Origin of the sequence: Rhizobium sp. CCGE 510, from assembly GCF_000292525.1 — a bacterium.
Taxonomy (GTDB): Bacteria; Pseudomonadota; Alphaproteobacteria; order Rhizobiales; family Rhizobiaceae; genus Rhizobium.
On record NZ_AEYF01000048.1, the window covers coordinates 285,951 to 303,871 of the forward strand.

Annotated in this window: 16 protein-coding genes and 5 pseudogenes; 14 read left to right on the forward strand and 7 right to left on the reverse strand. The window is 59.0% G+C overall.

Annotated elements, in window-relative coordinates; translation table 11 throughout:
• The 3 genes and pseudogenes from RCCGE510_RS29695 to RCCGE510_RS29705 form a co-directional block, all read right to left on the reverse strand.
• On the reverse strand, nt 1-798 hold the full coding sequence (locus tag RCCGE510_RS29695) for a transporter substrate-binding domain-containing protein (protein WP_007636532.1): 798 nt from the start codon (nt 796-798) through the stop codon (nt 1-3).
• Between the two features lie 4 nt (nt 799-802).
• Nucleotides 803-1,549, reverse strand: coding sequence for a GntR family transcriptional regulator (locus RCCGE510_RS29700; RefSeq protein ID WP_007636533.1), 747 nt, complete (start codon nt 1,547-1,549; stop codon nt 803-805).
• A gap of 129 nt (nt 1,550-1,678) precedes the next feature.
• Nucleotides 1,679-2,162 (reverse strand): annotated as a pseudogene (locus RCCGE510_RS29705) (amidohydrolase family protein); the annotation flags it as partial.
• On the opposite strand from RCCGE510_RS29705, the pseudogene RCCGE510_RS35765 reads away from it, so the two are divergent.
• A pseudogene (locus tag RCCGE510_RS35765) lies at nt 2,162-2,296 on the forward strand (LysR family transcriptional regulator); the annotation flags it as partial. The pseudogenes RCCGE510_RS29705 and RCCGE510_RS35765 sit on opposite strands and share 1 nt — an antisense overlap.
• A gap of 33 nt (nt 2,297-2,329) precedes the next feature.
• Here RCCGE510_RS35765 and RCCGE510_RS29710 read toward each other — a convergent pair.
• The 3 genes and pseudogenes from RCCGE510_RS29710 to RCCGE510_RS29720 all read right to left on the reverse strand — a co-directional run.
• A pseudogene (locus RCCGE510_RS29710) lies at nt 2,330-2,566 on the reverse strand (FCD domain-containing protein); the annotation flags it as partial.
• A gap of 294 nt (nt 2,567-2,860) precedes the next feature.
• On the reverse strand, nt 2,861-3,562 hold the full coding sequence (locus RCCGE510_RS29715) for a GntR family transcriptional regulator (protein WP_007636540.1): 702 nt from the start codon (nt 3,560-3,562) through the stop codon (nt 2,861-2,863).
• 100 nt (nt 3,563-3,662) lie between these two features.
• A complete protein-coding gene (locus tag RCCGE510_RS29720) occupies nt 3,663-4,457 on the reverse strand; it encodes a 3-oxoacyl-ACP reductase family protein (RefSeq protein ID WP_007636542.1) in 795 nt (264 codons plus the stop codon).
• Nucleotides 4,458-4,607: 150 nt separating this feature from the next.
• Between RCCGE510_RS29720 and RCCGE510_RS35770 the strand changes: the two are divergent.
• The 13 genes and pseudogenes from RCCGE510_RS35770 to RCCGE510_RS29780 all read left to right on the forward strand — a co-directional run.
• Nucleotides 4,608-5,165, forward strand: a pseudogene (locus RCCGE510_RS35770) (four-carbon acid sugar kinase family protein); the annotation flags it as partial.
• 145 nt (nt 5,166-5,310) lie between these two features.
• Nucleotides 5,311-5,961, forward strand: coding sequence for a nucleotide-binding domain containing protein (locus tag RCCGE510_RS35775; protein ID WP_240539711.1), 651 nt, complete (start codon nt 5,311-5,313; stop codon nt 5,959-5,961).
• A gap of 10 nt (nt 5,962-5,971) precedes the next feature.
• Nucleotides 5,972-6,859, forward strand: coding sequence for a 3-keto-5-aminohexanoate cleavage protein (locus tag RCCGE510_RS29730; RefSeq protein ID WP_007636544.1), 888 nt, complete (start codon nt 5,972-5,974; stop codon nt 6,857-6,859).
• A 68-nt stretch (nt 6,860-6,927) separates the two neighbouring features.
• A complete protein-coding gene (locus tag RCCGE510_RS29735; RefSeq protein ID WP_007636545.1) occupies nt 6,928-8,460 on the forward strand; it encodes a sugar ABC transporter ATP-binding protein in 1,533 nt (510 codons plus the stop codon).
• A gap of 37 nt (nt 8,461-8,497) precedes the next feature.
• Complete coding sequence (locus RCCGE510_RS29740) at nt 8,498-9,460, forward strand: sugar ABC transporter permease (protein ID WP_007636546.1); 963 nt, start codon at nt 8,498-8,500, stop codon at nt 9,458-9,460.
• A gap of 91 nt (nt 9,461-9,551) precedes the next feature.
• Nucleotides 9,552-10,550 (forward strand): substrate-binding domain-containing protein, encoded by a 999-nt coding sequence (locus RCCGE510_RS29745; RefSeq protein WP_007636547.1) that lies wholly within the window; start codon nt 9,552-9,554, stop codon nt 10,548-10,550.
• 64 nt (nt 10,551-10,614) lie between these two features.
• Nucleotides 10,615-11,649, forward strand: coding sequence for an aldo/keto reductase (locus RCCGE510_RS29750; RefSeq protein WP_157179964.1), 1,035 nt, complete (start codon nt 10,615-10,617; stop codon nt 11,647-11,649).
• Between the two features lie 5 nt (nt 11,650-11,654).
• Entirely contained in the window at nt 11,655-12,938 is a 1,284-nt protein-coding gene (gene oiaX / locus RCCGE510_RS29755) for a 3-oxo-isoapionate-4-phosphate decarboxylase OiaX (protein ID WP_007636550.1), read from the forward strand.
• Nucleotides 12,939-12,941: 3 nt separating this feature from the next.
• Complete coding sequence (locus RCCGE510_RS29760; protein WP_007636552.1) at nt 12,942-13,922, forward strand: aldo/keto reductase; 981 nt, start codon at nt 12,942-12,944, stop codon at nt 13,920-13,922.
• A gap of 116 nt (nt 13,923-14,038) precedes the next feature.
• Entirely contained in the window at nt 14,039-14,995 is a 957-nt protein-coding gene (locus tag RCCGE510_RS29765; protein WP_007636554.1) for an L-threonylcarbamoyladenylate synthase, read from the forward strand.
• A 256-nt stretch (nt 14,996-15,251) separates the two neighbouring features.
• On the forward strand, nt 15,252-16,295 hold the full coding sequence (locus RCCGE510_RS29770; protein ID WP_007636556.1) for an aldo/keto reductase: 1,044 nt from the start codon (nt 15,252-15,254) through the stop codon (nt 16,293-16,295).
• Nucleotides 16,296-16,456: 161 nt separating this feature from the next.
• A complete protein-coding gene (locus RCCGE510_RS29775) occupies nt 16,457-16,798 on the forward strand; it encodes a hypothetical protein (RefSeq protein WP_240539712.1) in 342 nt (113 codons plus the stop codon).
• Nucleotides 16,770-17,636 carry an N-acyl homoserine lactonase family protein gene (locus RCCGE510_RS29780; RefSeq protein WP_007636560.1) on the forward strand — a complete coding sequence of 289 codons (867 nt, stop codon included), beginning with the start codon at nt 16,770-16,772 and terminating at the stop codon, nt 17,634-17,636. Before RCCGE510_RS29775 ends, RCCGE510_RS29780 begins: the two co-directional genes overlap by 29 nt.
• A 105-nt stretch (nt 17,637-17,741) precedes the next feature.
• Here RCCGE510_RS29780 and RCCGE510_RS35780 read toward each other — a convergent pair.
• A pseudogene (locus tag RCCGE510_RS35780) lies at nt 17,742-17,898 on the reverse strand (NAD(P)(+) transhydrogenase (Re/Si-specific) subunit alpha); the annotation flags it as partial.
• Nucleotides 17,899-17,921: the final 23 nt, after the last annotated feature.

A 17,921-nucleotide genomic window follows, 5' to 3' on the forward strand; every position in this document is an offset into this window, starting at 1 on the left:
TCAAAGGTCTGCGGGCAGGCCGGCGCCGAGCCATTTCTGTGAAATCGCCTGAAGCGAGCCGTCCGTCTTGGCGGCCGCCACAATCGCGTTGACCTTTTCCAGCAAGGCAGCCTCGTTTTTGTTGAGGCCGATGTAGCAGGGCGAGTTCTTGATCAGGAACTTCATTTCAGGCCGCTTCGGCGGATTGCGGGCGAGAATGGCAGCCGCGACCACGTTGCCGGTGGCAACCATTTCGACCTGGCCGGACAGGAAGGCGGAGATCGTTCCGTTGTTATCCTCGTAACGCTTGATGGTCGCGTCGGCCGGAGCGATCTTGGTCAGTTCCAGATCCTCGACCGCGCCACGTGTGACGCCGATGGTCTTGCCGGAAAGGTCTTCCGCCTTTGCGACCGCGACGTCAGACGGTGCGAAGACGCCGTTGAAGAACGGGGCATAGGCCGACGTGAAGTCGATGACGGCTTCTCGTTCGGCATTCTTGCCGAGGCTTGAGATGACCAGATCGACCTTGTTGGTCTGCAGATAGGGGATGCGGTTGGCGCTGGTGACCGGTACCAGTTCCGTCTTCACGCCGAGCTTTTCGGCAATCAGGTTGGCCATGTCGACGTCGTAGCCCTGGGGCGCCATGTCCGTGCCTACGCTGCCGAATGGCGGGAAGTCCTGCGGCACGGCAACGCGCAGCGTGCCGCGGGCGGTGATGTCGGCCAGGGCGTCTGCATGGGCGGTTTGCGGCGCCGTTGCCAGTGTCAGCGTGGCGAGGATCGCCGAGGCGGCGAGGATCAGATGTCGGCGGTTGAACATTCAATCAGTCTCCTTGGTTGGTGGGAAAGGGTGTCCCGGCACTCTGCAGTGAACAACTCCGGGATGTCGGCAGTGAGAGGGAGTGGCGAAGATCGGCCAGGGGATCCGGGCGCACGGTCAGGTCGAGCCCGGCTTCCACCTCGTCGAGATGTTCGATCGAGAGCGCGGCCGCCTTGGCGACGTCGCCAGCGATCAGTGCAGCGGCAATGGCGCAATGGCCCTCATGCGACTGGCGGGCGTGAAAGTCCGACTGATATTGCAGCGAGATCAGCATGGTGCGCGCCGTCAGGTCGCGCAGGATATCGACCAAAACAGTATTGCCCGAAAGTTCGGCGATGCGGATGTGAAAATCGCCCATGAGATAGGTCAGGCGCTGGCGATCACCCGAGGCGATGGCGGCCCGTTCCTGATCGAGATGGGCTTCTAGAATGGCCGGGCCGTCGGGCGGCAAGGCGGACAAGGAACGCATCATGCCGGACTCCAGCGCCCTGCGCGCGCCATAGACCATCATGGCCTCCTCGGCTGATGGCTCGATGACGTACCAGCCGCGCCGCGGGCTGACCTGAACAATGCAGCGTGCTTCCAGCCGCATCAGCGCTTCGCGCACTCGGGTGCGGGACACAGAGAAGACAGTCGCGAGCTGGCTTTCGCCGAGCCGGGTCCCAGGCTTGATTCTCCCGGAGAGAATGCCCGAAACGATGGCTTCTTCAATTTCCGTTTTCTTGTCTGTGGCGATAGGGCTGTCTTGCATACAAGAAATGAACGCAAGCCTTGTGCCAAGACAAATTAGTGAGGTTTAACAGAGGCCTAGGCGGCATTCCTCGCGATCGTTGCTTATCTGTGTGCAACGAGGCTGAGATTTAAACACCAGCGTCCAGGATCAGAGCTGGTAGAACCTTTCCGCATTTCGATAAAAGAGGATGTGCCGCTCGTCGAGAGTGAACGAGCCGGTGATTGCCTTGAAGGCGTTCCAGATCGCGTCGTAGCTGGAGAAGAGCTTGTCGACTGGGAAGTTGGACGCGAACATGCAACGGTCCGTGCCGAACGCATTGATGGCCTCCTCAACATAGGGACGGATGCTCTCCGTCGTCCAGGTCCAGTCGCCCATGCCCAGTCCCGAAATCTTGCAGGCGACGTTTGGCGCTTGCGCCAAGACGTTCATGCCGGATCGCCACCCTTCGAAAAAGTCCGGTCCGTCGACCTGCATCCCCGTATGATTGAGAATGATCTGCACCTCCGGGAACTCGCGTGCAAGCTCGGGGAATTCCTCCACTCTGCCAGTAATAGAGCTACAGGTTGAAACTGAGCCCCCGTTGGTCAAGCTCCCGAAAGCCGCGCCGCCATTCCGGCGTGCGGCAAACTTCGGCTGGTCAATCCGTTTGCCGGGAAATTCCGGGACAATCGATATATCGGGCACTACGTCGCCTATTCGAAATCCGGCAGCCAGAGGCGACTGGCCCGCATTTTTGCCGACTGGCTGACCAGCCAGCGTTGCTAAGCGACAATACCCTTTCGTTCGGCGTCGTCTGGACTATCTGGCCGCCATGCTCGCGACCAGATCGCTGAACCTTTCGCCCTGAATGCCGACATGCCCCCGCAACAGGCGGCGGGCTTCCTCTCCGTCTCCGGCAAAGATCGCATCGACGATGGCGCAATGTTCAGAGAAGGAGGTCGAGAGGCGGTTGCGCACGCGCAACTGCAGGCGGCGGTAGGGGCGCAGTCGCCGGTGCAACTGAGTGCATTGCTTCTCGAGAAATTCGCTTTGGCTGTGGCGGAGAAGTTGAAATGTCCGTCGTTGCGCAATGTTAATATGTCACTTTGATCCGCATCCGGCAGGCCGACCAGCCCCGATCTGAGCGGCTGGTCCGGGTTGCAAGATCAGATCGGGGCGGGTGAGGGGCAGCCTTCGGCTTTAGGTTTGAGACGATGCGATCGACGCCTCACTCGGCAGCGTCAAGCTTTGCCAGCTCGGCTTTGCGGCGTTCGATCACCGCCGGATCGTTCTCAGTGCGACCTGCGCGAAATTCGAGATGCGCTATGTCTTGAGGTGATGTCCTGGCTGTCATTTCAACAGCGATGTGCGAAAGTGTTCCATGTTTTCCTCGACGCTCTCGCGGCTGAGGTCACCGGTCTTTCTGTCTCGGATCATTTCAAACATGTGTTCGTGCAGATCGACTGCGCGCCATTTGCCACTGACCTCCAGCGATTTTTGCACCCAAGGCGCAACCATCGTCAGCACGAAGTCGGCGATCACGACGATCAACGGGTTTCCGGCAGCTTTGTATATTGCTCGGTGGAAATCGAGGTCGGCCTTGAGAAGATCTTCGATCGCGGAGTTCGAATCCTCCGACAGCCTTTTTAGTCGGTCGATGCACTCTCTCATAGCGGCGAGGTCTTCGTCCGTGCGCCGCAGGGACGCGAGTTCTGAACAGTTGCGGTCGAAAACGTATCGCAGCTCCATCAGCATCTCAGGCGTCGAGCTCTGAAGATAGAGCTGAAACATCGCGAGTGGCATCGCCGGAAGGCCTTCGTCCTTACGGATGTAGTTTCCAAAGCCATGGCGCGTCTCGACAAGACCCGACACCGCGAGCGTTTTGATCGCCTCTCTGATTGGAGTGCGACTGATGCCGAGAAGCTGGGCCAGCTCCTTTTCATTGGGAAGCTTGTCACCAGGCCCGAAGTTGCCTTTGGCAATTTCGCCCGTAATGTAGTCGAGCGCTATGTCCAGCCGGCTTGGGATTTTCTTTGGGTCAACAGACAGCATTCCTGGTCACGCTCCAATCAGAAATCGAGAAGGTACGAGGTCATACCGCGTTTTGCCGCTTGCGACAAATGCCGAACGTCGAGCTGTCCACTTCTCCAGGTTATTCGCTGATTTGTCCCAGCCGCTTGGAGGCTTTCGGATCGAATGGGAACATAAGGCCAGCGGCTAGGAAGCCGCCGTCGACGTTCAGGGTGTGCCCTGTAATATAGGCAGCATCGTCGCTCGCCAGGAACACCGCGGCGTCAGCGATTTCCGATGGTTCGCCATAACGGCGTTGCGGAACGAGCCGATGATAGGCGTCACGCGTTTCGACCGTGTGCATTACTTTCGAGACCTCGGTCAATATCGGACCCGGTGCGATGTTATTCACGTTGATTCCCGCTTCGGCGAGTTCCACGGCCATCACCTTCGTGAGAAGTTCAACGCCGGCCTTCGAGGCACCATAGGCCGAACGCCCGACACCGCCCTTCTGACCGGACAGCGAAGCGATATTGATGATTCTCCCATAACCCTTGGCGGCCATAATCCGAGCAAAGGCTTGCGCCACGAGGAATGTTCCGGTCAGATTGATCCGGACGACGCGTTCGAATTCCTCCCTTGAACTTTCGAGAAACAGAGTGGTCGCGCCCACGCCCGCATTGTTAACGAGTATGTCGACCGTCCCGAACCGGCCAATCGTTTCCTTAACGATCGTCTCAACGTCTTCGTTGACGGAGATATCGGCGCGGACGGCCAAAGCCCGCTCCCCAAGCCGCTCGGCGGCTTCGTTCGCCACTTCCAGATCGCGGTCGACGATAACGACATTCGCGCCTTCGCGAACATAGGCTTCAGCGATGGCCAGTCCGATGCCCCGGCCAGCGCCCGTCACTACGGCAGTGCGCCCAGAAAGTCTCATCTCGTCGTCCTCCAATTTTCTCGATATGAGGTATAAGGTATAAGGTATGATCTTGACAGAGTTATGAGCTGCTTCTATGAGTATTGTCAAGAGTGAGGCCCGGCTGATGATGGAGGAAGATATCATCCGCCGGGATATTGGGAGGATCCAATGACATCAGCTGGCAAGCTCAAGGCCGTGTTTTACGGCGACGACTTCACGGGTTCTTCCGAAAACCTGGCGCAGTTCCATCGGAGTGGAGTAAAGGGAAAACTCTATCTCTCACGCCCTTCAGCACAGACGGCGGCGACAGACTCTCGGTCTTATGACGTGCTCGGCTTCGCCGGCACCGCACGGGCGTTGTCCGGCGTCGAACTCGACGAGGAGCTTGACAGCGCGTTTTCGATCATGCGCACCCTCGACAGTCCGCTTATCCAATACAAAATCTGCTCGACATTCGACTCTTCCCCGACGGTTGGAAGCTATGGCGCTGTCTTGGCGCGCGCCGCTGCTCACTTCGGCAAGAGGGACGTTCCAGTCCTCGCCGCGACCCCGGACTTCGGGCGCTATACCTGTTTCGGAAACCATTTCGCGCGCTTCGCCGATGGGATAGAGCGGCTGGACCGTCATCCAAGCATGTCGCGCCACCCTAGAACGCCGATGCTCGAGGCAGATCTGCGCATGCACCTGGCTGGGCAGACAGATAAGGAATTCGTCAACGTCACGCTTCCCGCAATCCGGAACCGCTCGGCAATGGACGAGCGCGTGTTCAAGGCCTTCCAAGAGGGGGCGAGGGGTCATTTTCGATGGGCTCGAAAACGCGGACCTTGCGGCTATCGCCGATCTGCTCTGGGCACGATATCCCGCACGTCCGATGTTCGCGCTTGCAGCTCAAGGTCTAGCGCAACAACTCGGCGCTCTTTGGGCCCGCTTGGGCCTGCTATCGTCGGTGGAGCCTGTCAAGACGGAGATTGCCGGAGTCGAAAATCTACTCGTATTGTCAGGCAGCTGCGCCCTGCAAACCGGGCGCCAAATCGCTGTGGCCGAAGCTTCCGGGTGGAACCTTGTCCACTTGGATGTCTCCAGAATCCAGTCCGATGAGGATGCCAAGGCTGTTGCGCGGGATGCTGCTCTCAAGGCGATCGAGGGCCTTGATCGTGGCCGCCCTACAATCATCTACACGGCTCGCGGGGAGACCGGCCGTGTGGCCGGCGGCGATGTTCCCGCGGAACGTTTGGGAGCCATCTACTGCGACGTTGCGCGTGCCGTGCGCAGCGCGGTTTCCTTGCCGCGCATCGTGTTTTCCGGCGGTGACAGTTCGAGCTATGCGGTGCGGACAATTGGCGCCGAAGCGCTGGAGATCGTCGTTTTTGACGCGGTTCAAAATTGCCACGTCTGCCGTCTGGACGCACCAGGCGACGCCGACGTCGATGACCTCGAAGTCATGCTGAAGGGCGGGCAGATTGGTGCCGATGACTTCTTCCTCCGGGCCAAGGTGGGCACGTCGGGTTATCTGGCGGCGTAAGGAGCGGAAGATGCAAAAGAAAATCATCCTCGAAGCCAGGGTCAACGAGTACGCGCCGCGCACATCCAACCCTAATATCCCATACACCGCCGACGAGATCGTTGAGGCCGCCGTTGCAGCCCGCAAGGCGGGAGCGGCGATCCTGCACTATCATGCCAGGACACCGGACGGCGGTGCGACAAACACCGTTGAGGCAAACGCCGAAATCATCCGCGAAGTCAAGCGGGCGACCGATTTGCTGATCCTACCCACTCTCGGCTTTATCTCGAATGATGCCGACGCCAAGAAGCGCATCGACACGGTCGCAACCCTGGCATTGGACCCGGCGACGAAGCCAGACATTGCTCCGATCGATACCGGTTCGGCCAATCTCGAGCTTTGGGATGCCGAGCAGCGCAGGTTCGAAAATCCCGAGCGGTTGTATCTCAACACGACCGAAAGTCTCGCGCACTACGCGCGAACCTTGGCCGAAAGGGGCGTAAAGCCGAAGCTGGTTTCCTGGTCTGTTGGGTTTACGCGCCGCGCGATTGCTCTGATGGACGCGGGCCTCGTGAAGGGTCCTGCCTACTTTCTCCTCCACCTGACGGGAGGGCGATACATCACCGGGCATCCGCCGACCGAGGCCGGTCTCATGGCGCATCTTGCATTTCTGCCTGATGACAGGCCGATCGAATGGACGGTCAATTGCCTTGGGGGCAATCTGTTGAACATTGCTCCTGCGATCTGCCGTCTGGGCGGCCACATGGCTATTGGAATCGGCGACTACCCCTATCGTGAGTTCGGCACCCCCACGAACGCGGAAGTCATATCGCGCGCTGTTGAGATCGCCCAAAAAGCCGGGCGTGAGCCCGCGACACCCCAAGAGACACGTGCCATCCTCGGATTGGCCGACGCGTAGAACCATACGGCATGCGACCCGCACAGGCGCGGCATAGTTTTGAATTTTACAAGGTATGACGTCATATCATGGTCAACGCAACTGAGAAGACAAAAGTTCAGACAACCGCGCAGTCGTCGTCAGCACGCCTGCTTCTCCGGGCCGAGGGCGTGGAAAAGTCGTTCAACGGCGTCCCAGCGCTCGTTGATGGCCGATTGACTCTAAAGGCCGGGACCGTCCACGCTTTGTGCGGCGGTAATGGCGCCGGCAAGTCGACTTTCCTCAACATCACGATGGGACTGCTCCGCCGCGATGGCGGGACTGTTGAGATCGATGGCGAGCAGGTCGACTTTAAAAGCGCCGCTGACGCTTTGCGTCACGGCATCGCGATCATCACTCAAGAGCTTTCCCCGGTTCCCGAGATGACCGTCGCCGAGAACCTTTACCTTGGCCGCGAGCCGAAGCGGTTTGGTGTGCTCGTCGATTTCAGCCAGATGCGCAGGGACGCCCAGGCGTTCCTCGATGAGCTCGGTTTCGAAGTCGATGCGACCAGAAAGATGGGCGAACTAAGCCTCGCCCAGATTCAGCTCGTCGAAATTGCGAAGGCTCTGAGCTATCGGGCGCATATCGTCATCATGGACGAGCCGACATCGGCTATCGGCGAACACGAAGTCCATGTCTTGTTCAACGCGCTCCGCAAGATCACTGCCCGCGGTTCCGCAATCGTCTATGTCTCTCACAAACTCACTGAGATCTTTGAGATCGCGGATGAATATACCGTGTTCCGCGACGGCCGCTTCATCGAGACCGGAAGCATCAAGGATATCGACCGCCGTCATCTTGTGACGCAGATCGTGGGCCGTGAAGTCAAGCTGGTCGAGAAGGGAAAACCTCTCGAAGATGCCCCGATCCTGCTTTCTGTCTCGAACTTGGCGCGTGGCTCTCATTTCCGGGACATTTCGTTGGACGTGGCGTCGGGCGAAGTGGTCGGCATCTATGGATTGCTTGGATCCGGGCGAACCGAATTTTTGGAAACAATATTCGGGCTTCATTCGCCGACGGGAGGCGAGATTGTCTTCGATGGCGGCAAGGTCAAGCCAGGCAGTCCGAAGGACGCAATCCAGCGTGGCATGGCGATGGTGACCGAGGATCGCAAGGACAGTGGTCTCGTGCTGTCGGCATCGATTGCCCACAACATCACGCTTTCTTCGCTCGCCTTGATGGCCATCAGCGGTTTCATCCGCGGAGACAAAGAGCGCAGCGCAGTCCAAGACATGATCGTCTCACAGAGGATCAAGTCGGCGTCGCCGGATGTTGCCGTCGAAACTCTGTCAGGCGGCAACCAGCAAAAAGTCGTGCTGGCACGATGCCTTCTGACGAATCCGAAGCTGCTCATCTGCGACGAACCGACGCGCGGCATCGACGAAGGTTCCAAGCAGGAGATCTACGCGTTCCTGCGGGACTTCGCGGCAAAGGGTAACGGCGTCTTGGTGGTTTCGTCGGAGGCACCGGAGATCATGCAGCTCAGCGACAGGATCGCGATCTTCAAGCAGGGGCAGCTCGTCAATTTAATCGACGGTGCCGAGGCATCACAACAGACGCTCATGGATTTGGCGAGCTGATCGACAGCCCCAATCCACCAATGGGAGGATTTGCAAAATGAGTACAATCGCTTTGGAAAAAGCGGGAAGCTTCCGTGCCGGCGAGTTGATAAGGCAATTCAGCATTGTCTTGGTGTTCTTGCTGATCGTCGCGTTCTTTTCGGTTGCAAGCCCCTATTTCATGAGCTGGCCGAACTGGCTCAATCTTGTCCGACAGTCATCGATCAACGGTATTCTGGCGATCGGTGTCACCTTCGTGATCTTGACCAAGGGCATTGACCTGTCCGTTGGCTCGGTCATGGCTATTTCCGGCATGATCGCCGCCAGCCTGGTCACCGAGACCAACGAACACTTCGTGCTCATCGGAATCTTGGCCGGACTGGCAGTTGGCGCAGGCCTCGGCCTCGTGAACGGCGTCCTCGTTGCCGCAATCAAGGTTCCGCCGTTCGTGGTGACGCTTGGAATGCTGAGCGTAGCGCGCGGTCTCACGTTGATCTTCTCCCAGGGAAGTCCGATCCCCAATCTTTCCGACGCCTACAAGTGGATCGGCTCCGGCCAGGTCATGTACATCCCCGTTCCGATCATCATTCTGTTTCTCGTCTTCATCATTGGTTGGGTCGTTCTGCATTACACGACCTTCGGACGCTACGTCTACGCCGTCGGCGGCAATGAGAAGGCGGCGCGCACCAGCGGTATTTCTACCAAAGTAATCGTCGGCGCCACCTACGTTATCTCTGGGTTCCTGGCTGGCATGGCAGGGCTTGTGTTGACCGCGCGGACAACCGCGGCGCTGCCACAAGCGGGCATCGGCTACGAACTCGATGCGATCGCCGCCGTCGTCATCGGCGGTACCAGTCTCGCAGGCGGCCGCGGTTCATTGCTGGGTACTCTCATCGGAGCGCTGATAATTGGCACCATCAACAATGGCATGGACCTGATGGGGGTGTCCTCCTACTACCAGCAGGTGCTCAAGGGCACCATCATTGTGGTCGCGGTCATCGCCGACCAGTTCCGCAAATAGGAAATTTCAGAATTGCCGCCGACGTGGTCGGCGACAATGCCCGGTCATGCAAGGCGTGTTCGGGCACTTTCAAACCAGAGGAGAACAAGAAATGCAGATGTTTAGGAGGAGCCTGCTGACGGCAGGCGCGGGATTGGCACTCGCTGCGGTGACACTGACAGGCCCCAAACTGGCGTTCGCGCAAGACAAGATCCGGATCGCGGCGTTGTCGTTCGGCGAGTCCGGCGAATACATGAAGGCCTGGTCGACGGAAATCCAGAACCATCCCGCCGTCAAGTCGGGCGAGGTCGAGATCACCGTTTTCGACGGCAAATATGATCCGCTGACACAGTCGAACCAGATCGACACCGCGATCACCCAACAGTTCAACGCGATCATCATGTCACCGTTCGACCTTGAGGCCTCGGCGCCGCCGATCGAAAAGGCAGCGGAGGCGAAAATCCCGCTGATCGTATCGGCGCTCAAGACGAAGTCGACGAAATACACCGCGTCCATCATCGTTAACGACACCGAAGGCGGCCGGATCATCGCTGAGGAACTCGCCAAGCGCCTTCCGAACGGCGGCAACGTCGTGCTCATGGAAGGTCCGATCGGCCAGTCGGCCCAGATCGAGCGCCGCGCAGGCATCGACGCTGGTCTTGCCAAATTTCCGAATCTCAAGCTCATCGAAGACAAGACAGGCAACTGGAGCCGCGCCGAGGGTCAGGCGCTCATGGAGAACTGGTTGCTCGCGCATCCAGGTCAGATCAACGGCGTTCTTGCGGAAAACGACGAGATGGCGCTTGGCGCGATCGAAGCGATGAAGAGCGCGGGCATCGATCTCAAGGCCGTTCCTGTTCTTGCGATCGACGGCATCCCGGACGCAAAGCGCGCCGTGAAGAAGGGCGAGATGGCGGTCAGCCTCTACAAGTACGCCCGCGCCGAAGGCCAGGGCGCGGTCGACCTCGCACTGCGGGCGATCAAGGGCGAGAGCTACAAGCCCCAGTCCGACATCTGGGGCTCGCTGATGGAATGGAAGGGCGGCACCGAGAAGGACTACGTCGTGCCGTGGCTCGTGCTCGATTCCGGCAATGTCGAGAAGTACATGTAATCGAACGATGGCGGACGGCCCATGCGGCCGTCCGCTCTGCACCAAGGAAATAGGATCGATCACCATGTTGAAAAGAAAAGTTGGAAGGACCGATGTGACGCTGACCTCCCTAGGGCTGGGTACCTCGCCGCTCGGTGGGTGCAATGTCGATGTGAGCTTCCAGACTTTCGAAGCGGTCGTCCTCAAGGCATACGACTTGGGTGTCCGCTATTTCGACACCGCGCCCCTTTACGGCCTTGGAAAGTCCGAGCATTCCCTCGGCCATGTCCTTCGCAACAACGATCTCATCGGCAAGGTCGCGGTCAGCACCAAGGCGGGGCGGATACTCAAGCCGGAAAGCCGCGCAATGCGCGCTGAGAGCCTTTACGGCATCGACTGGGTGAAGGCGCTGCCGTTCGTCGACGACTACGACTACTCTTACGACGGCATAATGCGCGCCTTCGAGGACAGCCAACAGCGACTGGGCATGGACCACATCGACATCCTTTATCTCCATGATGTCAGCGGCGAATGGCATCGCGAGGCTTACGACACTCACCTGTCGGCGCTGAGATTGAGTGGTTACAAGGCGTGTGACGAGCTGCGCAGCACAGGCTCCGTGAAGGCCATCGGCCTCGGCGTCAATGAAACGGCGTCGGTCCAGCAAGTCGCGGAGGAATTCGATCTCGACTGCTCCATGGTCGCCGGGCGCTACACCCTGCTCAACCATGGCGCTCTCGACCATTTCTATCCAGAAATGCAGCGTCGCGGCATCGGCATCATTGCGGCTGGCATCTACAACTCCGGCATCCTCGCCGAGGGCAGCAAGTCGATGACACCGACCCGCACCTACGATTGCCAGCCCGCGCCTGAAGCGATCGTCCGCAAGGTCGAGGCGATCGAAGCCGTCTGCGAACGCCACGGCGTCTCGCTTCCGACCGCAGCGACACAATTTGTCTACGCACATCCGGCGGTGACTGCGGTGGTGCAGGGAGCGCTGACGCCCGAACACGTCGCCGCGAACGTTGCCGCGATCTCGACGCCGATTCCGGATGCGTTCTGGGCTGAGCTGAAGTCGTCCGGCCTCATCCCCGACGCAGCCCCAGTTCCGACGGCGTGATAGCGATGGATCTGGCTGAGCGGAGGCCTTCGGACATTCTGGTCACCTATCGGATCGAGACCGCCGGGAGCGCCGAGGCCTTGGCGGTCAAGATCGCGAGCGACCAGTCGACGGGTACATTTGTTGACCTCCCTGGAGAGACGCCGCAACTGAAGGCGCGAGCGGCAGCGCGGGTTGTTGCGTTCAACAAACTGGATTCTCTCAATGCTCCCTCGCTCCCGGCAACGGGGAAAGTCTTTAACCGGGCGGAAGCAACGATCGCCTATCCTTTGGAGGCCGTCGGAACTGACCTTTCGGCATTAACCACTATTGCATTGGGTGGGGTCTGGTCGATCAAGGAGTTTACCGGGCTGAGGGTCGTCAGCCTGCAGCTGCCTCCAGAATTTAAAGGCGTCTACGCGGGTCCTCAATTCGGGATAGAAGGCTCCCGGCGTCTGACCGGCGTCTACAATAGGCCAATCATCGGCACGATCATCAAGCCCGCGCTGGGCTTGACGCCCGATGAGACGGCGCACGTGGTTGCCGAACTTGTCGCGTCCGGTGTCGACTTCATCAAGGACGACGAGAAGCTGACGTCGCCACCTTACTCCTCGCTCGAGGCGCGGGTGAAAGCCATCATGCCGATCATCCGTGACCAGGAGCAGCGGACCGGCAAGAAGGTGATGTATGCGTTCGGCATTTCCGACGTCGATCCGGACGAGATGGTTCGCAAGCACGACCTGGTGGTGCGCGAGGGCGGCAACGCCGCCGTTATCAACATCAACTCGATCGGCATGGGCGCTTTTCTGTTTCTGCGTCGACGGTCGTCTCTGGTCTTGCATGCCCATCGAAACGGCTGGGATCTTCTAACTCGGCATCCGGGCCTGGGATTCGATTTCTCGGTCTACCAACAGCTTTGGCGGCTGCTCGGTGTCGATCAATTCCAGATCAACGGCATCGCTGCCAAATACTGGGAACCGGACCGCTCTTTCGTCCAGTCGTTTCATGATCTCCAAAAACCGATCTTCAGTGACGCCGACCGCCCGCTGCCGGTCGTTTGTTCGGGTCAGTGGGGTGGACAGGCACCCGAGACCTATCGCAGGACGGGCCAGACGGTAGACCACCTTTATCTTTGTGGCGGTGGCGTCGTCAGCCATCCCGGCGGACCGTCGGCGGGTGTCAGGGCAGTCCGTGCGGCGTGGGACGCCGCAGTCGCCGGAATCGATCTCCATGAATATGCCAAATCTTATCCAGAGCTGGCGCAGGCGCTCGCCAAGTTCGGCTCGAAAACCGTATCAGAAGGAAGATGACAGATGGAATATCGTCAGCTTGGCCGGTCAGGTCTGAAAATTTCGCAACTGGTTCTTGGTTGCATGAGTTTCGGCTTCGCCGATCGCGGCAACCATGCTTGGACCTTGTCCGAAGACGACAGCAGGCCCTTTATCAAAGAGGCACTTGAACAGGGCATAAACTGCTTCGACACGGCCAATGCCTACTCAGACGGCACAAGCGAGGAGGTCGTCGGCAAGCTGCTCAGGGAGATCGTGCAACGTGATGAGGTCGTCATTGCCACCAAGGTCTACGGCAAGATGCGCAATGGTGCGAATGCGGTCGGACTTTCCCGCAAGGCAATCATCGCGGAGGCTGAGGCCAGCCTCAAGCGGCTGGGGACCGACTACATCGACCTCTACCAAATTCATTTCTGGGATAACTCGACGCCGATCGACGAGACGCTGGAAGCGCTGACCGATCTCGTTCGAAGCGGTAAGGTTCGCTACATCGGCGCGAGCAATTGTTACGCATGGCAATTCGCGCGCGCGCTCTACAAGTCGGACGCTGCCGGATGGTCGCGTTTTGTTTCGATGCAAGCTCAGATGAACCTCCTTTATCGCGAGGAAGAGCGGGAAATGTTGCCGCTCTGCAAAGCTGAAGGTGTGGGGATCATGGCGTTCAGTCCGCTGGCTCGCGGGCGCCTCAGCCGGCCTTGGGAGGAAAGCAGTTTGAGGTCCGAGACCGACAATGTCACAGCTCGGTTCTACGGTCACGCGGACGAGGCGAATCGCCGTGTCGTAGACGTCGTCGCAAAGATTGCAGACGACAAGAACGTCTCACGATCCCTCGTTGCGATGGCGTGGCTAAACAAAAAGGCTGGCGTGACGGCTCCTATAATCGGGGCTACGAAGCTTCAGCATCTGAAGGATGCCGTCGCTTCGTTGGCCGTCAAGCTAAGCGACAACGAGGTCCGCGAACTCGAGGAGCCATACGTGCCCCACAGCGTAGTCGGCTTGAACTGAGTTTGGCTTGGCAGGGACGACGTGACTGTCAGGAGGCACGCCGAACCGAGCCTCCTGAACCCTCAATTGGCCTTATCGATCTCTGCTCCGTTCCAGAACCAGCGCGAGGAAAAAAGATGACCGCCATCCGTCGTTTTGACGTCAGCGACAGTGCGATTGAAGCAGCAGCCTGGCTAATGCGAAATGGCGAAGTCGTCGCTTTTCCGACAGAGACGGTGTACGGGCTCGGCGCGGACGCCAGCAACCCGGCTGGGATCGAGCGCATCTATAAAGCCAAGGGACGCCCGCGGCATAACCCCCTAATTGTCCACGTTTCGGACGTGGAAATGGCGCGCAGGATGGCACATTTCAATCCGAAGGCAGAGTTGGCTGCTGCCAGCTTTTGGCCGGGACCTCTGACATTGCTCCTGCCAAAGCGGGAAGACTCGGGGCTCGCAACAGCAGTTACCGCGGGCATGAAAAATGTCGCAATCCGATTTCCGTCGTCAAGCATCGCCCAGCGGCTGATCCGAGCCGTCGGATTTCCGGTGGCAGCGCCTTCGGCCAATCGCTCCGGGAAGGTCACGTCGACGCGCTTTGCGGAGGTTGCCCGCCAGTTGGAAGGACGAATTTCGGGGATCGTGGAAGAAGACACATGCGATCATGGCCTTGAATCGACCATTCTGTCTTTGGTCGGCTCTCCGACCATTCTACGCCACGGGTCGGTTACGCGGGAGGCGCTGGAAGCTTTGCTCGGTCCGATTGACGAGGACAGCGCTCCCCAGAAAGTCTCGGCTCCAGGCCAGCTAAAGAGCCATTATGCTCCCGAAGCTGCAGTTCGGATGAATGTCGATCGTCCTTCCGGCAACATGGTTTGGGTCGGTTTCGGTCCAGAAAGCGAGGGCTGTCAGTTCACGCTGTCTTCTTCTGGTGACCTTCATGAGGCTGCCCGCAACCTCTACGCCGTCATGAGTGAGGCCGACGCTTGGGCTGGGCCAAGTGATGTAATCGCATTCGCTCCAATCCCGCTCACTGGCCTTGGATGGGCGATCAATGATCGTCTGCGAAGGGCAGCGGCACCGCGCCCGGCTTAGACTAACGAGTTTTCAAGCAGTTTGAAATTCTGGTTGCCGCTGCGTAAAAAAGACTTGCTCGGATAGGTATGACCTTATACCTTAGGCCTTGCTGATCGAGGAGTCAGGCTGGAGGTCTATCAAGCATTTCAGGTGTGGTTGGGCGAGGAACGCCAGCGCGACCTGACGCGCAGCTGGAACACGTTACCCGAATAATGACGGCATGGCCGAGCTCAGATCCTCGCAATGCCTCCCAACGACATCGAAGGATGACCACATGACCGAACTCGAAACTAGACCGCTAGGAAAAAGCAAAGTGCGGGTGTCCTCGCTGGGGCTAGGCACTGTGCCGCTCTCTGGCTTCAACGCGGATGTCTCCTATGACGAATTCGAAGCGACGATCCTCGCCGGCTACGCGGCCGGAATCCGCTACTTCGATTGCGCGCCGATGTACGGCTTTGGCAAGTCGGAGCATTATCTTGGCCATGCCCTCAGGGCGAACAAGCTACGCGAAAACGTGGTGGTGAGCACTAAGGTCGGTCGCGTATTGAAGCCCGCCAGCAGGACGAAGAAGCTTGAGACCGTCTACGGCATCGAGTGGATCGACCCGCTTCCGTTTCTCGACACTTACGACTACACCTACGACGGCGTGATGCGCGCATTCGAAGACAGCCAACATCGCCTCGGCCTAGACTATATCGACGTTCTTCTCGTGCATGACGTTGGTCGGGCATGGCACGGCGACCAGAGCGAGTTCTATTGGAATCAGCTGCGGGCCTCAGGTTACAAAGCCCTGGACGAACTTCGCTCCACCGGAGCCGTCTCGGCCATTGGTCTGGGTGTCAACGAGACCGAGTCTGTCGTTGGTGTCGCCCGTGAATTTTCGATCGACTGCTCGTTGATCGCGGGCCGCTACACCCTCCTGAACCACGCCCCGCTTGAGGCCGCGTTCGACGAGTTGCTCCAGCGGAACGTCTCCGTGATCGCCGGCGGGATCTTCAATTCCGGGATCCTGGCAACCGGCGTAAGTGGTCCCGCGGCCACTTACGATTACGGCAAGGTTCCTGCGGCCGTCGTCGAAAAGGTTAAGGCCATCGAGAGCGTTTGCTTAAGATATGCGGTGAGCTTGCCCGCAGCGGCGATGCAATTCGTCTACGCGCATCCGGCAGTGGCCACGCTGGTCATGGGTGCAAAGAGCGCATTCGAAGTCGATCAGAACGTCAAGGCGATCAACGAGACAATACCCACTGCATTTTGGGACGCTTTGACTGAAGCGAACCTTCTTCCGTCAAATGCTCCGCTGCCGACGGCTGCGCGATAATGGCCAGCGGAGGCACCGTTTTCGGCGGCTTCCGCTGTGAAGCGCTCGTGGGCTCGGGGTCATCGCCGGAGGCTCGCGCATGCCTCAAGGCGCTCGTCAGGACATATGGCGAGCTCCTCGCGATCTACTCCTTCATGCATATGGCATTGAAGGAGAAGAGCATGCGCCTCTTGATTGGCGAACTCGCCGATCGCGCCACAGAGATAAAGCGATCCGTCCGCTCCTCGCCTGCGGGCTCACCCGGTCTCGCGGGGCAGGGCCACGCACTCTCCCATCTTGGACGGGCAGATCGCCTGCTTGTCGAGGCGGAGGAGCACCTGCAGCGCGGTGTCCTGGTTTCAGATGCACCCCTGCTGGGGCTGCTTTCAAATGCGGCGATCGAGCTGAAACGATCAGCCGCCATCTTAGGCACGACGACCTTCGACACGACAGCATGCTGTGGAGGGTCCCTACTTGGACATGGGGAGGAAGACCATGGGAGCGCATTCGATCTGGGTGCTTGAATACTCGCGAAGCCCGGTGCACCCGGTCAGCGGGGTTTTTTACGGCGCCCACAATCAGGGCACGATGAATCTGCCGTTCGCATACATTCTCATCAAGACAGGAGATGCAGTCGTTCTGGTCGATGCCGGTCACGACGCCGCCGATTTCGGAGGCCAGATCGCCAATTCAATCGGTGTCACAGGTTGGACGCCTCCGGACCTTGTTCTGGGCGAATGCGGGATCAGGCCCCAGGACGTCACGCATGTCATCCTCACGCACGCGCACTTCGATCACATCGGCGGCCTGAAGTTCTTCCCAAATGCGAAAATTTTCATTCAGAAAAAAGAACTGGAATCCTGGATGTGGATTCTGACAAAGGGCCGTCGCTTTCGTTCGTTGCAGGCCGGACTGAATCCGGCCGATATCCTCTACCTGACACAGGCGAATATCGAAGGCCGGCTGAAACTGGTGGAGGGAGAGCGGGAGAACCTGGTGCCAGGCGTTCATGTCTATCCGGCATTCGACACCCACACCGCAGGATCGCAATATGTGGTGGTGGAGACCGCCGGTGGAGACGGCAAATTTGTCCTGTCCGGCGACGTCATCTACACCTACAGCAACCTCACGGGTGGGGACGCCAACGATCCCTGCTTCGTGCCGCCGGGCCTGGCCAATGGCAGCCAGACACGCTTGATCGAGTCCGCCGAGGAGATGCTCAAAATCGTCGGTATGGACGAACGACGAATCGTTCCCATGCACGAGGAGCAGCTCTCAAAAATCTATCCGTCGCGCCAGACAGACCGCCAGCTCATGCTCGTCGAGATTTGTTTGGCCGACGGAGACGTATCAAGAGTTTGATGAACTCCGAGTATCGCGAACGCCAAAGCATCGTTCACAATCGTCCTCCCAAGGCGATACGCAGAGAAAAGGCCGGATGTCAGTGACCCGGCCTTTTCCAAGCACCTTGCCCTGCGCGGTGATCTGCCCAGTGAAGAAACCCTATATTCGCGCCCGCTTTGATGACGGCCCGGTAGCCCGCGATATTTGCCATGGAGGACAAGGCCTCCATCTTCTTTGCGCGGCTGACGCGCGGGACCATCTCCATGGCGATGACATTTGCGCTTGAACCACCGTTTCGTTAGA

What these genes read in the sequence shown, in the direction of transcription:
- RCCGE510_RS29695 (WP_007636532.1), bottom strand. Translation starts at nt 798, where the DNA reads ATGTTCAACCGCCGACATCTGATCCTCGCCGCCTCGGCGATCCTCGCC.
- RCCGE510_RS29700 (WP_007636533.1), bottom strand. Translation starts at nt 1,549, where the DNA reads ATGCAAGACAGCCCTATCGCCACAGACAAGAAAACGGAAATTGAAGAA.
- RCCGE510_RS29715 (WP_007636540.1), bottom strand. Translation starts at nt 3,562, where the DNA reads ATGCTGTCTGTTGACCCAAAGAAAATCCCAAGCCGGCTGGACATAGCG.
- RCCGE510_RS29720 (WP_007636542.1), bottom strand. Translation starts at nt 4,457, where the DNA reads ATGAGACTTTCTGGGCGCACTGCCGTAGTGACGGGCGCTGGCCGGGGC.
- RCCGE510_RS35775 (WP_240539711.1), top strand. Translation starts at nt 5,311, where the DNA reads ATGTTCGCGCTTGCAGCTCAAGGTCTAGCGCAACAACTCGGCGCTCTT.
- RCCGE510_RS29730 (WP_007636544.1), top strand. Translation starts at nt 5,972, where the DNA reads ATGCAAAAGAAAATCATCCTCGAAGCCAGGGTCAACGAGTACGCGCCG.
- RCCGE510_RS29735 (WP_007636545.1), top strand. Translation starts at nt 6,928, where the DNA reads ATGGTCAACGCAACTGAGAAGACAAAAGTTCAGACAACCGCGCAGTCG.
- RCCGE510_RS29740 (WP_007636546.1), top strand. Translation starts at nt 8,498, where the DNA reads ATGAGTACAATCGCTTTGGAAAAAGCGGGAAGCTTCCGTGCCGGCGAG.
- RCCGE510_RS29745 (WP_007636547.1), top strand. Translation starts at nt 9,552, where the DNA reads ATGCAGATGTTTAGGAGGAGCCTGCTGACGGCAGGCGCGGGATTGGCA.
- RCCGE510_RS29750 (WP_157179964.1), top strand. Translation starts at nt 10,615, where the DNA reads ATGTTGAAAAGAAAAGTTGGAAGGACCGATGTGACGCTGACCTCCCTA.
- oiaX (WP_007636550.1), top strand. Translation starts at nt 11,655, where the DNA reads ATGGATCTGGCTGAGCGGAGGCCTTCGGACATTCTGGTCACCTATCGG.
- RCCGE510_RS29760 (WP_007636552.1), top strand. Translation starts at nt 12,942, where the DNA reads ATGGAATATCGTCAGCTTGGCCGGTCAGGTCTGAAAATTTCGCAACTG.
- RCCGE510_RS29765 (WP_007636554.1), top strand. Translation starts at nt 14,039, where the DNA reads ATGACCGCCATCCGTCGTTTTGACGTCAGCGACAGTGCGATTGAAGCA.
- RCCGE510_RS29770 (WP_007636556.1), top strand. Translation starts at nt 15,252, where the DNA reads ATGACCGAACTCGAAACTAGACCGCTAGGAAAAAGCAAAGTGCGGGTG.
- RCCGE510_RS29775 (WP_240539712.1), top strand. Translation starts at nt 16,457, where the DNA reads ATGCGCCTCTTGATTGGCGAACTCGCCGATCGCGCCACAGAGATAAAG.
- RCCGE510_RS29780 (WP_007636560.1), top strand. Translation starts at nt 16,770, where the DNA reads ATGGGAGCGCATTCGATCTGGGTGCTTGAATACTCGCGAAGCCCGGTG.